The organism is Stenotrophomonas pavanii, assembly GCF_900101175.1.
Lineage (GTDB): Bacteria > Pseudomonadota > Gammaproteobacteria > Xanthomonadales > Xanthomonadaceae > Stenotrophomonas > Stenotrophomonas pavanii.
Genome location: NZ_FNFQ01000008.1, coordinates 116,706 through 130,318, shown reverse-complemented (window position 1 = coordinate 130,318; position 13,613 = coordinate 116,706). Strand labels below are relative to the sequence as shown.

14 protein-coding genes are annotated in these 13,613 nt (G+C 65.4%); 2 read left to right on the top strand and 12 right to left on the bottom strand.

Annotated elements, in window-relative coordinates:
- Positions 1-29 precede the first annotated feature (29 nt).
- A complete protein-coding gene (locus BLS66_RS14515) occupies positions 30-563 on the bottom strand; it encodes a GNAT family N-acetyltransferase (RefSeq protein ID WP_074726162.1) in 534 nt (177 codons plus the stop codon).
- Positions 532-1,899: a bifunctional UDP-N-acetylglucosamine diphosphorylase/glucosamine-1-phosphate N-acetyltransferase GlmU gene (glmU, locus tag BLS66_RS14510; RefSeq protein ID WP_074726161.1), complete on the bottom strand. Its 1,368-nt coding sequence runs from the start codon at positions 1,897-1,899 to the stop codon at positions 532-534. Before glmU ends, BLS66_RS14515 begins: the two co-directional genes overlap by 32 nt.
- A gap of 83 nt (positions 1,900-1,982) precedes the next feature.
- Here glmU and BLS66_RS14505 point away from each other — a divergent pair, with 83 nt between their 5' ends.
- Positions 1,983-2,366, top strand: a complete 384-nt coding sequence (locus BLS66_RS14505; protein WP_049466598.1) for a GtrA family protein — start codon at positions 1,983-1,985, stop codon at positions 2,364-2,366.
- A 221-nt stretch (positions 2,367-2,587) separates the two neighbouring features.
- On the opposite strand, the gene BLS66_RS14500 is transcribed toward BLS66_RS14505, so the two are convergent.
- The 9 genes from BLS66_RS14500 to BLS66_RS14460 form a co-directional block, all read right to left on the bottom strand.
- The gene (locus BLS66_RS14500) at positions 2,588-3,010 is read right to left on the bottom strand and encodes a F0F1 ATP synthase subunit epsilon (RefSeq protein WP_005411127.1); all 423 of its coding nucleotides are present in this window, start codon (positions 3,008-3,010) and stop codon (positions 2,588-2,590) included.
- A 113-nt stretch (positions 3,011-3,123) separates the two neighbouring features.
- Positions 3,124-4,530 (bottom strand): F0F1 ATP synthase subunit beta, encoded by a 1,407-nt coding sequence (atpD, locus tag BLS66_RS14495; RefSeq protein WP_005419510.1) that lies wholly within the window; start codon positions 4,528-4,530, stop codon positions 3,124-3,126.
- A gap of 37 nt (positions 4,531-4,567) precedes the next feature.
- A complete protein-coding gene (atpG, locus tag BLS66_RS14490; RefSeq protein WP_074726160.1) occupies positions 4,568-5,431 on the bottom strand; it encodes a F0F1 ATP synthase subunit gamma in 864 nt (287 codons plus the stop codon).
- A gap of 97 nt (positions 5,432-5,528) precedes the next feature.
- Complete coding sequence (gene atpA / locus BLS66_RS14485) at positions 5,529-7,076, bottom strand: F0F1 ATP synthase subunit alpha (RefSeq protein ID WP_005419511.1); 1,548 nt, start codon at positions 7,074-7,076, stop codon at positions 5,529-5,531.
- A 44-nt stretch (positions 7,077-7,120) separates the two neighbouring features.
- Positions 7,121-7,648, bottom strand: a complete 528-nt coding sequence (locus BLS66_RS14480) for a F0F1 ATP synthase subunit delta (protein WP_049466594.1) — start codon at positions 7,646-7,648, stop codon at positions 7,121-7,123.
- A 2-nt stretch (positions 7,649-7,650) separates the two neighbouring features.
- The gene (locus BLS66_RS14475; protein ID WP_005419512.1) at positions 7,651-8,121 is read right to left on the bottom strand and encodes a F0F1 ATP synthase subunit B; all 471 of its coding nucleotides are present in this window, start codon (positions 8,119-8,121) and stop codon (positions 7,651-7,653) included.
- A 106-nt stretch (positions 8,122-8,227) separates the two neighbouring features.
- Complete coding sequence (atpE, locus tag BLS66_RS14470) at positions 8,228-8,533, bottom strand: F0F1 ATP synthase subunit C (protein WP_005411133.1); 306 nt, start codon at positions 8,531-8,533, stop codon at positions 8,228-8,230.
- Positions 8,534-8,606: 73 nt separating this feature from the next.
- Positions 8,607-9,407, bottom strand: coding sequence for a F0F1 ATP synthase subunit A (gene atpB / locus BLS66_RS14465; RefSeq protein ID WP_049466592.1), 801 nt, complete (start codon positions 9,405-9,407; stop codon positions 8,607-8,609).
- A gap of 31 nt (positions 9,408-9,438) precedes the next feature.
- A complete protein-coding gene (locus tag BLS66_RS14460) occupies positions 9,439-9,804 on the bottom strand; it encodes a hypothetical protein (RefSeq protein ID WP_014648497.1) in 366 nt (121 codons plus the stop codon).
- Between the two features lie 458 nt (positions 9,805-10,262).
- Between BLS66_RS14460 and BLS66_RS14455 the strand changes: the two genes are divergently transcribed.
- Positions 10,263-11,081, top strand: a complete 819-nt coding sequence (locus BLS66_RS14455) for a hypothetical protein (protein ID WP_049466590.1) — start codon at positions 10,263-10,265, stop codon at positions 11,079-11,081.
- Between the two features lie 661 nt (positions 11,082-11,742).
- Here BLS66_RS14455 and lpdA read toward each other — a convergent pair.
- Positions 11,743-13,551 carry a dihydrolipoyl dehydrogenase gene (gene lpdA, locus BLS66_RS14450; protein WP_074726159.1) on the bottom strand — a complete coding sequence of 603 codons (1,809 nt, stop codon included), beginning with the start codon at positions 13,549-13,551 and terminating at the stop codon, positions 11,743-11,745.
- Between the last annotated feature and the right edge of the window lie 62 nt (positions 13,552-13,613).

Below are 13,613 nucleotides of genomic sequence, written 5' to 3'. Positions count from 1 at the left end.
TGCGTGGATGTGCCGAGCCAGGTCGGCACCTACCCAACCTGCCGCATCGCCACCCGCAGGTGCATCGGGAACCCCAACGCAGCCTCTTCGGCCATCACCGCGCGCAGGCCCTCGCTCCACTCCGCTTCCGGCACTTCAACGAACCCTTCGCTGGCGTAGAAGGCTGCATTCCACGGGACATCGCTCAAGGTGGTCAGCACCGCGGCGGCAAAACCGGCCGCCCTGGCCTGCGCCAAGGCATGCCGCAGCAGGGCACGGCCATGGCCACGACGCGCATGTGCCGGGTCCACATCCATCTGCACGACATGGAACTCGCCGCACAGCTCGCCGCCCAGCAGGTAACCCGCAATACCGCCTTCAGCGGCATCGACCACCCACAGCTGCCCGCGCCGAAGGCCATCCTGCAGTGCCTGCGGGTCCAGGCCGTGGCCGGCAAACACCGGATAGGCTTCGTGGCCCTTCAGCAGTTCGCCGGCACGCTGTTCAATTGCCGGCAACAGGCCGAGCTCGTCGGCGCGCGGGACACGTGGCTCAGGGCTTCTTGACCGGGCGCTTCCAGCCATCGATCGTTTCCTGTCGTGCGCGCGCCAGGGTCAGCTTGCCGTCCGGAGCGGTGCGGGTGATGACCGAACCCGCGGCGATGGTGGCGCCCTCGCCGATCGTCAGCGGCGCCACCAGCGAGCTGTTGGAGCCGATGAACGCGTTGTCGCCGATGGTGGTGGTGGACTTGTTCACGCCATCGTAGTTGCAGGTGATCGTGCCGGCACCGATGTTGACCCGGCTGCCGATCTCGGCATCACCCAGGTAGGTGAGGTGGTTGGCCTTGCTGCCGACGCCAAGGGTGACCTTCTTGGTTTCAACGAAGTTGCCGACGTGCACGCCATCGGCCAGCACGGTACCGGGGCGCAGGCGCGCGAACGGTCCCACCAGCGCGGCACCTTCGGTGACCACGCCTTCCAGATCGCAGTGTGCGCGCACCTCGGTGCCCGGGCCCAGATTGACATCCTTCAGGCGATTGAACGGGCCCACGGTGACGCCGTCACCGAGCGCGATGTTGCCCTCGAGGATGACATCGACATCGATCAGCACGTCACTGCCGACGGTGACCGTGCCGCGGATGTCCAGCCGCGCCGGATCGCGCACCCGCGCGCCCTGCGCGCACAACGCCCGCACCGCGCGACGCTGCCACGCACGCTCCAGCTGCGACAGCTGCCAGGGATCGTTTGCGCCCTCGGCTTCCTGCGCGTCGGCCACCAGCGCCATTTCGGCCGGGGTGTACTCATGCGCGGCGAAGGCGAACACGTCGGTGAGGTAGTACTCGCCCTGTGCGTTGCTGTTGGACAGCTGCGACAGCCAGCGCCGCAGCGCGGTGGATTCAGCGGCGATGATGCCGGTGTTGATCGTGCGCACGCGCAGCTGGTCGTCGGTGGCGTCCTTCTGCTCGACGATCGCGCCGACCCTGCCCTCGGCGTCACGCAGCACGCGCCCGTAACCGGTCGGATCATCGACCTCGGCCACCAGCACCGCCAGTCGCCCCGGCTCGGCCAGCAGGTCGCGCAGCGTCTGCGCGCGGATCAGCGGCACATCGCCGTACAGCACCAGCACCTGCGCGGCATCGGGCACCTGCGGCATTGCCTGCGCCACCGCGTGGCCGGTGCCGAGCTGTTGTGCCTGCTCGGCCCACTGCAGGTCGGGCTGGTCGGCAAAGTACTGCCGCACCGCCTCGCCACCGTGGCCGTAGACCACGTGGATGGCCGCCGGCTGCAACGCGCGTGCGGTATCGATCACGTGCGCCAGCATCGGCTGGCCGGCGATCGGCTGCAGCACCTTCGGCAGCACCGACTTCATGCGCTTGCCGGCGCCGGCGGCGAGGATGATGACGTGCAGGGCTTGGGTCATGGGAGCGGCGGTCCGTAATTCGTTGCCGGTGATTCTAGAGCGTGGGCCGTTAACATGGGCATCCCTCTTCCTTCACCATGCCGATGAGCCTCGTCCGCCAGGGAAGCGCCTACCTCGTGATTGGGCTCGTGCAGCTGCTGGTCGATTGGCTGGTGTTCGTGGCCGCCACCGCGCTGGGCATGCCGGTGGCGCCAGCCAACATCGCCGGTCGCCTGGCCGGCATGCTGCTGGGCTTCTGGCTCAATGGCCGCTACACCTTTGCAGAGGCCGGCACCCGCAAGCTGGGATGGAAGCGCTTTGCACGCTTCTTCGGGCTGTGGCTGCTGCTGACGGCGGCGAGCACGCTGCTGGTCAGCCTGGTCGACCAGGCGCTGGGCCTGCAGTACACCTGGCTGGCCAAGCCGCTGGTGGAAGGCGGTCTGGCGTGCGTGTCGTTCCTGTTGATGCGCTACGTGGTGTACCGCTGAGACGGCACCAGGATCGGGATCGGGGCTGGGATTGGTAGAGTCGACTGTCAGTCGACTGCGCTTCCATCAGGTCGCCAGAATGCCGCGCTGCGCGCGATAGTCGACTAACAGTCGACTCTACCCGGTCGACTCTACCCGGTCGGCTCCAGCCAGTCGGCCCTGCCCGCTCCAAATAAAAACGCCGGCACGGGGCCGGCGTTCTCGTGGATGCTGCGCGAGCCTCAGTGCTTGAGGGTCTTGCGCAGGCGCTCCAGTGCCTGCAGCTGGACGACGGCCTCGGCCAGCTTCTGCTGGGCTTCGGCCACTTCCATCGCTTCGCCGCGGTTGGCCAGGATGCGCTCGGCTTCTTCCTTGGCCTTGCGGACCGAGGCTTCGTCGATGTCCTGCGCGCGGATCGCGGTGTCGGCCAGCACGGTCACCACCTGCGGCTGCACTTCCAGGATGCCGCCGGAAATGGCGAAATCCAGCTGCTCGCCGTTCGGCGTGGTCACCACCACCTTGCCCGGCTTCAGGCGGGTGATCAGCGGCGCGTGCTTGGGCGCGATGCCCAGTTCGCCCAGCTCACCGGTGGCCACGACCAGGGTCGCTTCGCCACGGAAGATTTCCTGCTCGGCGCTGACGATGTCGCAACGGATCGTGCTCATGCAAATCTCTTCGCTGTTCGCGGCGGCGCAATGCCACCGTGGGGGTCCACCGGCGCGGGCGGTTGCCCGGCACCGGCGTCAGGTCGGGCAGGATCGCTCCCACCCGGCCCGGATCAGGCCTTCTCGGCCATCTTCTTGGCCTTCTCGACCGCTTCTTCGATGCCGCCGACCATGTAGAACGCCTGCTCCGGCAGGTGGTCGTATTCGCCATCGACGATGGCCTTGAAGCCACGGATGGTGTCCTTCAGCGGCACGTACTTGCCCGGCGAACCGGTGAACACTTCGGCCACGTGGAACGGCTGGCTGAAGAAGCGCTCGATCTTGCGTGCGCGCGACACGGCCTGCTTGTCCTCTTCGGACAGCTCGTCCATGCCCAGGATCGCGATGATGTCCTTCAGTTCCTTGTACTTCTGCAGGGTCTGCTGGACGCGCTGGGCGGTGTCGTAGTGCTCGTGGCCGATGACCAGCGGGTCCATCTGGCGGCTGGTGGAGTCCAGCGGATCGACGGCCGGGTAGATACCCAGCGAGGCGATCGAACGCGACAGGGTCACGGTCGAGTCCAGGTGGGCGAAGGTGGTCGCCGGCGACGGGTCGGTCAGGTCGTCCGCGGGAACGTAGACGGCCTGGATCGAGGTGATCGAACCATTCTTGGTCGAGGTGATGCGCTCCTGCAGGACGCCCATTTCCTCGGCCAGGGTCGGCTGGTAACCCACCGCGGACGGCATGCGGCCCAGCAGTGCCGACACTTCGGTACCGGCCAGGGTGTAGCGGTAGATGTTGTCGACGAACAGCAGGACGTCCTTGCCCTTGCCGTTTTCGTCCTTCTCATCGCGGAAGTACTCGGCCATGGTCAGGCCGGTCAGGGCGACGCGCAGACGGTTGCCCGGCGGCTCGTTCATCTGGCCGTACACCATCGCCACCTTGTCCAGGACGTTGGAGTCCTTCATTTCGTGGTAGAAGTCGTTGCCCTCACGGGTACGCTCACCCACGCCGGCGAACACGGACAGACCGCTGTGCGCCTTGGCGATGTTGTTGATCAGTTCCATCATGTTGACGGTCTTGCCGACGCCGGCGCCGCCGAACAGGCCGACCTTGCCGCCCTTGGCGAACGGGCACATCAGGTCGATGACCTTGATGCCGGTTTCCAGCAGCTCGGTGGCCGGGGACTGGTCTTCATACGACGGCGCAGCGCGGTGGATTTCCCAGTTGTCGCTGGCAGCGACCGGGCCGGCTTCGTCGATCGGACGGCCCAGCACGTCCATGATGCGGCCCAGGGTGCCGGCGCCGACCGGCACCGAGATGCCACGGCCGGTGTTGACGGCAACCAGGTTGCGCTTCAGGCCGTCGGTGGAACCGAGGGCGATGGTACGCACCACGCCGTCGCCCAGCTGCTGCTGGACTTCGAGGGTGATCTCGGTGTTTTCCACCTTCAGTGCGTCGTACACCTTCGGCACCGATTCACGCGGGAATTCGACGTCGACGACCGCGCCGATGATCTGAACGATCTTGCCCTGACTCATTGCTGCATCCTCTAATGTGTGCTTTGAACGAACGCGGTCAGACTGCTGCCGCGCCGCCGACGATTTCGGAGATTTCCTGGGTGATCGCTGCCTGGCGCGCCTTGTTGTAGACGAGCTGCAGGGTGCCGATCAGCTTGTTGGCGTTGTCGCTCGCCGCCTTCATCGCAACCATGCGTGCCGCATGCTCGGAGGCGACGTTTTCCAGCAGTGCCTGGTACACCAGCGACTCGATGTAACGCGTCATCACGTGCTCGAGCACGGTCGCGGCATCGGGTTCGTACAGGTAATCCCAGTCGTGGTGAGCGACCTGCTTCTCAGCCGGCGGCAGCGGCAGCAGCTGATCGAAGCTGGCCTTCTGCACCATGGTGTTCACGAAGCGGTTGTAGACCAGGTACACGCGGTCGATCTTGCCTTCGGTGAAGGCGTCGAGCATGACCTTGATCACACCGATCAGCGATTCCAGCTTCGGCACGTCGCCGATGTGGGTCACGCTGCCGACCATGTTGACCTTCACGCGGCGGAAGAAGGTCGAAGCCTTCTGGCCGATGGTCACCAGGTCCACTTCGGCACCCTTGTCCTGCCATGCCTTGGCTTCGCTCAGCATCTTGCGGAACAGGTTGTTGTTCAGGCCGCCGGCCAGGCCGCGATCGGAGGAGATCACGATGAAACCGACCCGCTTGACCTGCTCGCGCTCGACCAGGAACGGATGCTGGTAGTCGGTGCTGGCCTGGGCCAGATGACCGATCACCTGCTTCATCGCCTGCGCGTACGGACGCGAGGTCTTCATCCGATCCTGCGCCTTGCGGATCTTGGAGGCCGAGACCATTTCCAGGGCGCGCGTCACCTTGCGGGTGTTCTGCACGCTCTTGATCTTGGTTTTGATTTCGCGTCCGCTTGCCATCTCTTGTTTCCCGTGGCGCGGGGCTGATGCCCCGCGTTGTTCAACCGTTTGTCATCTGGTCCAGCGGAGCCAGCGGCTCCGCTCTACAGGACCGCGATTACCAGCTGCCGGTGGTCTTGAACTCGGCGATGCCCTTCTTGAAGGCACCTTCGATGTCGTTGTCCCAACCGCCGGTGGCGTTGACCTTGCTGATCAGCTCGCCCTGGGTGTTGGCGAAGTGGGCGTGCAGGCCTTCTTCGAACGCCAGCAGCTTGTTGACCGGCACGTCGTCGAGGTAACCCTCGTTGACGGCGTAGATCGACAGCGCCTGGTTGGCGATCGACATCGGCGCGTACTGCTTCTGCTTCATCAGCTCGGTGACGCGCTGGCCACGCTCCAGCTGCTTGCGGGTCGCTTCGTCCAGGTCCGAGGCGAACTGCGCGAACGCAGCCAGCTCGCGGTACTGGGCCAGCGAGATACGGATGCCGCCCGACAGCTTCTTGATGATCTTGGTCTGGGCCGAGCCACCGACGCGCGACACCGAGATACCGGCGTTCACGGCCGGACGGATGCCGGCGTTGAACAGGTCGGTTTCCAGGAAGATCTGGCCGTCGGTGATCGAGATCACGTTGGTCGGAACGAAGGCGGACACGTCGCCGGCCTGGGTCTCGATGATCGGCAGCGCGGTCAGCGAACCGGTCTTGCCGGTGACCTTGCCTTCGGTGAACTTCTCGACGTATTCCTCGGACACGCGGGCCGCGCGTTCCAGCAGGCGCGAGTGCAGGTAGAACACGTCACCCGGGTAGGCTTCACGGCCCGGCGGGCGCTTCAGCAGCAGCGAGATCTGGCGGTAGGCCACGGCCTGCTTGGACAGATCGTCGTACACGATCAGCGCGTCTTCGCCGCGATCCATGAAGTACTCACCCATGGTGCAGCCCGAGTAGGCGCTGATGTACTGCATGGCGGCCGATTCGGAGGCGGTCGCGGCCACCACGATGGTGTGGGCCAGCGCGCCGTTCTCTTCCAGCTTGCGCACGATGTTGGCGATGGTCGACGCCTTCTGGCCGATCGCAACGTACACGCACTTGATGCCGGTGCCCTTCTGGTTGATCACCGCATCGATCGCCATGGCGGTCTTGCCGGTCTGGCGGTCACCGATGATCAGCTCACGCTGGCCACGGCCGATCGGGATCATCGAGTCGACCGACTTGTAACCGGTCTGCACCGGCTGGTCGACCGACTTGCGCCAGATCACGCCCGGCGCAACACGCTCCACCGGAGCGGTCAGGTCGGTGCCCAGCGGGCCCTTGCCATCGATCGGCTCGCCCAGCGCGTTGACCACGCGGCCCAGCAGTTCCGGACCGACCGGCACTTCCAGGATGCGGCCGGTGGTCTTGGCGACGTCGCCTTCGCGCAGGTGCTCGTAGTCACCCAGGACCACGGCGCCGACCGAGTCGCGCTCCAGGTTCAGGGCCAGGGCGAAGGTGTTGTTCGGCAGTTCGATCATTTCGCCCTGCATCACGTCGGCCAGACCGAAGATGCGCACGATGCCGTCGGACACGCTGGTCACGGTGCCTTCGTTGCGCGATTCCGCGGCCAGCTTGACCTTCTCGATGCGGTTCTTGATCAGTTCGCTGATTTCGGAGGGGTTGAGCGTGGTTGCCATCGTCAAGTCCTAGTGCCGGCAGCGGGGCCGGACGTTAAATGAATTCAGTTAGCGAGCGCGGTCTGCAGACGGGCCAGCTTGCCCTTCAGCGAACCATCGATGACCACGTCGCCGGCGTCGATCACGGCGCCGCCGATCAGCGAGGCATCGACCGCGGTGGTCACGTCGACCTCGCGGTTGAAGCGCTTGCGCAGCGCAGCCTTGATCGCGTCCAGCTCACCGGCCGACAGTTCGGCCGCCGAGGTCACCGTGGCCTTGACCACGTGCTCGGCTTCGGCGCGCAGGGCGTCGAACATGCCGGAGATTTCCGGCAGCAGCGGCAGACGATGCGATTCGGCCAGGATGGCCAGGAAGCGCGAGTAGGTCTCGCCGTGCGACACCGGCGCCAGCAGGGCGACGGCGTCGTCACGACCCAGCTCCGGGTTGGCGAGCAGGGCCGCCACGCGCGGGTCGGCGGCGACGTGGGCGGAGAACGCCAGGGCGTCCGACCACGGCGCGAACGCGCCTTCGTCGCGCGCGGTCGCGAACGCGGCGCGGGCGTACGGGCGGGCAAGCGTGAGGGCCTGGCTCATCCTTAGATCTCCGAGGCCAGCTCGTCGAGCAGCGCCTTGTGGGCGTTGGCGTCGATTTCGCGCTTGAGCAGCTTTTCGGCACCGGTCACGGCCAGCGCGGACACCTGCTTGCGCAGATCTTCACGGGCACGGTTGGCGGCGGCGTCGATTTCAGCCTGGGCCAGTTCCTTCTGACGGGTGGCTTCGGTGATCGCTTCGTTACGGGCAGCATCAACGATCTGGTTGGCACGCGCGTGGGCCTGATCGATGATCTCGTTGGCCTTGGTGCGGGCTTCCTTCAGCGCTTCGTTGACCTTCTCCTGCGCCTGGGCCAGGTCTTTCTGGCTGCGGTCGGCCGCGGCGAGGCCTTCAGCAATCTTCTGCTGGCGCTCTTCGATCGCGTTCATCAGCGGCGGCCAGATCTTGGTCGCGATGATCCAGATCAGACCAGCGAAGGCCAGCGCCTGCGCAAGGAGGGTGAAATTGATATTCATGGTTAGCTCGATCGCTGGTTTCGGGGTGGACGCGCCGCCGTAGCGGCACATCCGGCCTTCATCCGAAACCGGGTGCATCAGCACCCGGTCGTCTCAAACCGCTGTATCAGCCGGCCAGAGCCTTGGTGACGGCGCCAGCGAAGGCAGCCGACAGCGGGTTGGCGAAGGCCAGCAGCAGGCCAACGGCGACCGAGATGATGAACGCGGCGTCGATCAGGCCGGCGGTGATGAACATGCGGACCTGCAGGACCGGGATCAGTTCCGGCTGGCGCGCGGCCGACTCCAGGAACTTACCAGCCATGATGGCCAGACCCAGACCGGCGCCCAGCGCGGCCAGGCCGATCATGATGCCGACGGCAAGGGCGGTGGAGCTCTGAATCTGCGCGAAGTTGGTCAGGACGGCGAAGTACATGGTTATCTCCAGGAACTTAAGTTGCTAAGGGTGATGAAACGGATGAAGGTTGAAACGCGTTGAAGCTTGAAACTCAGTGAGCGTCTTCCGACAGGCTCAGGTACACGATCGACAGCATCATGAAGATGAAGGCCTGCAGCGGGATCACCAGCAGGTGGAACAGCATCCAGCCAAGGCCGAACGCACCACCGGCAATGGCACCGAAGAAACCGGCACCACCCAGCACCCAGATCAGCAGGAACACGATTTCGCCGCCGAACATGTTGCCGAACAGTCGCATCGCCAGCGAGATCGGCTTGCTCAGCCACTCGACGATGTTGAGGATCAGGTTGAACGGCATCATCCACTTGCCGAACGGCGCCGTCAGGAATTCCTTGATGAAGCCCAGCAGGCCCTTGGACTTCAGCGCGAAGAACAGCATCAGGAAGAACACGCTGATGGCCATGCCGAGGGTGGCGTTGACGTCAGCGGTCGGTACCGGCTTCCAGTAATGGATGCCCGCCCATTCCAGCGGCTTGGCGATGAAGTCGGCCGGGATCATCTTGATCAGGTTCATCATCAGGATCCAGAAGAAGATCGTGATGGCGATCGGCGTGACCAGCTTGCTCTTGCCGTGATAGGTGTCCTTGGCCTGGCGGTCGACGAACTCCAGGCAGATCTCGACGAAGGCCTGCCACTTGCCCGGCACGCCGGCAGTGGCCTTGCGGGTGCCCAGCCAGAACGCGACCACGATCACCAGGCCCATCAGGACGGCGGTGAGGAAGGTATCGACGTGGATATGCCAGAACATACCCTCACCCTTGCCGACCGGCGCGGTCAGGTTGTGCAGGTGATGCTGGATGTAGCTGGTAGGGGTTAGAGCCTCGCCCGCCATGTGTCCGGAACCTTCAGTTAATTGAATTCTGTCAACGCCTGGCCATGGCCAGGACCTGGAACATCAAGCCGACGGCGATACCGGCCAACAGCGCCAATGCAGGCAGCTTGAAGACCAGGAACCCCACCAGCAGGACGCCGAAAACCACGACCCACTTGGCCACGATCGCAATGATCAGGCGAGCCATCGCCGATCCTGCGGCCACCGCGCCACCGCCCAGTGCCATCCGTGCAGCCACCCAGCCACCGGCGGAAATCGCCACTCCGGACGCCAGCGCACCGAGGGCATATTTCGGACCCACCAGCAGGAAGGCCAGGGCCAGGACAGCGACCGCGGCCAGCGGGTAGACCGCGGCGCGCAGCATCAGTCGCCGACCCGCATCAACGGAGTTCAGCACAGGACGTCCCGCGTGGTTGCAAGTGGAAGGCTGAGGCGGGCTAAAGCACGGGGGCCTCATCGAGCCGCCAAATTATAGCAATGGGACAATTTGCGAGACAACCGCTGCCTGTTCATCCCTGGAAGCCGCAAGTTGCGGTAACGGTTACATTTTTGCGTGCCACCAGGGGGACAATGACGTCCGCACCATGTTGCGGCGCAGTATTGAACTTTGGTCGCAGGCTGCGGAACTTTCGTCAGGCATGCCGGTCCGACCATTCGACCTGCCTGCAGCATCCTCGTCGGCTCCACCCCGCAGGTCCCACGATGGCCCCGAAGCCCCGCTCCGGGGCCATCCTTTTGCAGGATCGCGACAGGGCTGAACCGTACACGCCCCATGGACCATACGTTCACGCATGGTGGACGCGTGCGTCCGGCACAGTGGTCTTCATTCTGATGAACCACTGCAAGGACTCTTCGATGCGCCCCGTACCCACCCTGCTCGCCCTTTCCCTGCTCGCCGCCGGCGCTTCGTTCGCCTCTGCGGCCCACGCCGCCGAAGGCGATGACCGCTTCGCCATCCGCCTGGGTGCGATGAACATCGACTCGGACAACACGCTGCGCGGCAGCACCACCGTGGCCGGCCAGGACATCTCCCTGGACCAGGACTTCAAGCTGGGCGGCAAGGAATGGGAGCCGCGCATCGACGGCATGTTCCGCATCAGCAACCGCCAGCGCCTGCTGTTCAACTATTTCAAGTACGACAAGGACCGCCGCGAGACGCTCGACCAGGGCATTTCCTTCGGCGGTGAGACGGTGCCGGCCGGCAGCTTCGTGAAGGGCGAGCTGAAGTACCAGGTGGCAAGCTTGGTCTACGACTACTCGGTCGTCGATACCGACACCTTCGACCTGGGCCTGCAGATTGGTGGCGAGTACGCCAAGGTGAGCACCAAGGGCTACGCCGACCTGGGCACTGTGTACGAAGGCCAGTTCCTCAACGAGAAGGCCGACGGCGTGGCACCGGTGGTGGGTGCACGCATGACCTTCACTCCGTCCGAGCGCTGGATGATCACGCTGCAGGGCCAGTACCTCAACACGCGCTGGGGCAGCTTCGACGACTACAAGGGCGACCTGAGCCGCGCCAATGCGATCGTCGATTATCGCTTCACCAAGAACTTCGGCGTGTTCGCCGGCTACGACTGGTTCAAGCTGGACGTGGACAAGAAGGGCAGCGACGGCACGGTCGGCCTGAAGCAGGAGTTCAAGGGCCCGGTGGCCGGCATCAGCTTCGTGTTCTGATCCCCTGCCCCTTCCACGGCATCTTCTCTCCTGGCGCGGCCTCCGGAACATCGGGGCCGCGTTTTTTGTGGATTGCTGGCGAAGAGCAGAAGCGGGTTGGTCGAGCGCCGGAGGGAGCGGGGGCTGCGTGCGAATGTCCCCCGGCGCCGGCCTGCGGCCGGCACCTCCTCCTTTACTTCGCACACACCCCCGCTCCCTCCGCGTGTAAGGCATCCCGGCCGCCCAGGCTGTGGCTCTCGACTATCCGCAAGCCGAGCCGCTGCGCGGGTGGCAATTGCCGTAGACGCATGCGTGGTCGAGCGCTGGAGGGAGCGGGGGCTGCGTGCGAATGTCCCCCGGCGCAGGCCTGCGGCCGGCGCCTCCTCCTTTACTTCGCACACAACCCCCGCTCCCTCCGCGTATCAGGCATCCAGGCGGCCGTGGCAGAACAGCCGGCTGTGGCTGCTCCGTCCGCAAGCCGAGCCACTGCGCGGGTGGCAGGCATTTCGACAAAGTAAAGGAGGAGGCGACCGCCGCAGGCGGGCGACGGGGGACATTTGTCGAAATGCCTGCCACCCACGCAGTGGCCCAGACCCTCGCGATGTGCTGCCGAAGGCATCCCCGCAGCCAACAAAAAACCCCGGCAGAAACCGGGGTCTTCGTTCGGAACGGCGCGGGCGCCTTACTTCTTCTTCGGCATGTACAGATCGGTGATCGTGCCGTCGTAGATTTCCGAGGCCATCGCCACCGACTCGCTCAGCGTCGGGTGGGCGTGGATGGTGTGGCCGATGTCTTCGGCTTCCGCACCCATCTCGATCGCCAGGCCGATCTCGGCCAGCAGGTCACCGGCATGCACGCCAACGATCGCGCCACCGATGATGCGGTGCGTCTCTTCGTCGAAGATCAGCTTGGTGAAGCCCTCGGTGCGACCGATGCCGATCGCGCGGCCGCTGGCCGCCCACGGGAACTTGGCCACGCCGACCTTCAGGCCCTTGGCCTTGGCTTCGGTCTCGGTGACGCCAACCCAGGCGATTTCCGGGTTGGTGTAGGCCACCGACGGAATCACGCGGGCCACCCACTCCTTCTTGTGGCCGGCCGCCACTTCGGCCGCCAGCTTGCCCTCGTGCGTAGCCTTGTGGGCCAGCATCGGGTTGCCGACGATATCGCCGATGGCAAAGATGTGCGGCACGTTGGTGCGCATCTGCCGATCGACCGGGATGAAGCCACGATCGGTGACCTGCACGCCGGCCTTTTCGGCATCGATCTTCTTGCCGTTCGGCGAACGGCCCACGGCCACCAGCACGCGGTCGAAGGTGCCCTTCGCCAGCGCCGGCGCCTGGCCTTCCTCGGCGGCGTCGAAGGTCACGGTGATGCCCTTGGCGTCGGCAGTGACACCCGATGCCTTGGTCTTCAGGTGCACGTCGATGCCCTGCTTCTTCAGGCGGTCGGCCAGCGGCTTGACCAGGTCCTTGTCGGCACCCGGCATCAGCTGGTCCATGAACTCGACCACGGTGACCTTGCTGCCCAGCGCGCTGTACACGGTGGCCATTTCCAGGCCGATGATGCCGCCACCGACGACCAGCAGCGAGCCCGGCACTTCGGCCAGCTCCAGCGCGTCGGTGGAATCCATCACGCGCTTGTCGTCCCACGGGAAATTCGGCAGCTTCACCGCCTGCGAACCGGCGGCGATGATGCACTTCTGGAAGCGCAGCAGCTGGGTGCTGCCGTCAGCGGCGGTGATTTCCAGCTCGTTGGCCGAAACAAACCTGCCGACGCCCTGCACGTTGCGGACCTTGCGCTGCTTGGCCATGCCGGCCAGGCCCTTGGTCAGCTGGTTGACGACCTTTTCCTTGTACTGGCGCAGCTTGTCCAGGGTGATGGTCGGCTTGCCGAACTCGACGCCGAAATCACCGGCGTGGGCCACTTCGTCGATCACCGCAGCAGCATGCAGCAGCGCCTTGGACGGAATGCAGCCCACGTTGAGGCAGACGCCGCCGAGGCTGGCATAGCGCTCGACCAGCACCGTATCCAGGCCGACGTCGGCGGCGCGGAACGCAGCCGTGTAGCCGCCCGGGCCCGAGCCCAGCACGACCATCTCGCATTCAATGTCGGCCGGCTTGCCACTGGACAGCGCCGGCTTCGGCGCAGCCGGTTCGGCCGGGGCACGGTGCGACGGGGTCACCGGCGGCTTGCTGGCCGGGGCGGCCGCAGCGGGCGCCGGCGCAGCGGCCTTGGCCGGGGCTTCGGCGGCACCCTCCGCGTCCAGCACGACCACCACGGCGCCCTCGGACAGGGTGTCGCCCAGCTTGACCTTGATCTCCTTGACCACGCCGGCGGCCGAGGACGGCACTTCCAGGGTGGCCTTGTCCGATTCCAGGGTCACCAGACCCTGATCCTTCTTCACCGTGTCGCCGACGGCGACCAACACTTCAATCACCGGCACATCGCTGTAATCGCCGATGTCGGGAACCTTGACTTCAATCGTGGCCATGGTGGGTTTTCCTCATGCCCGGCCGGCGCCGCCGGCGGGCTGTCACTGCATCTGTTCACGCG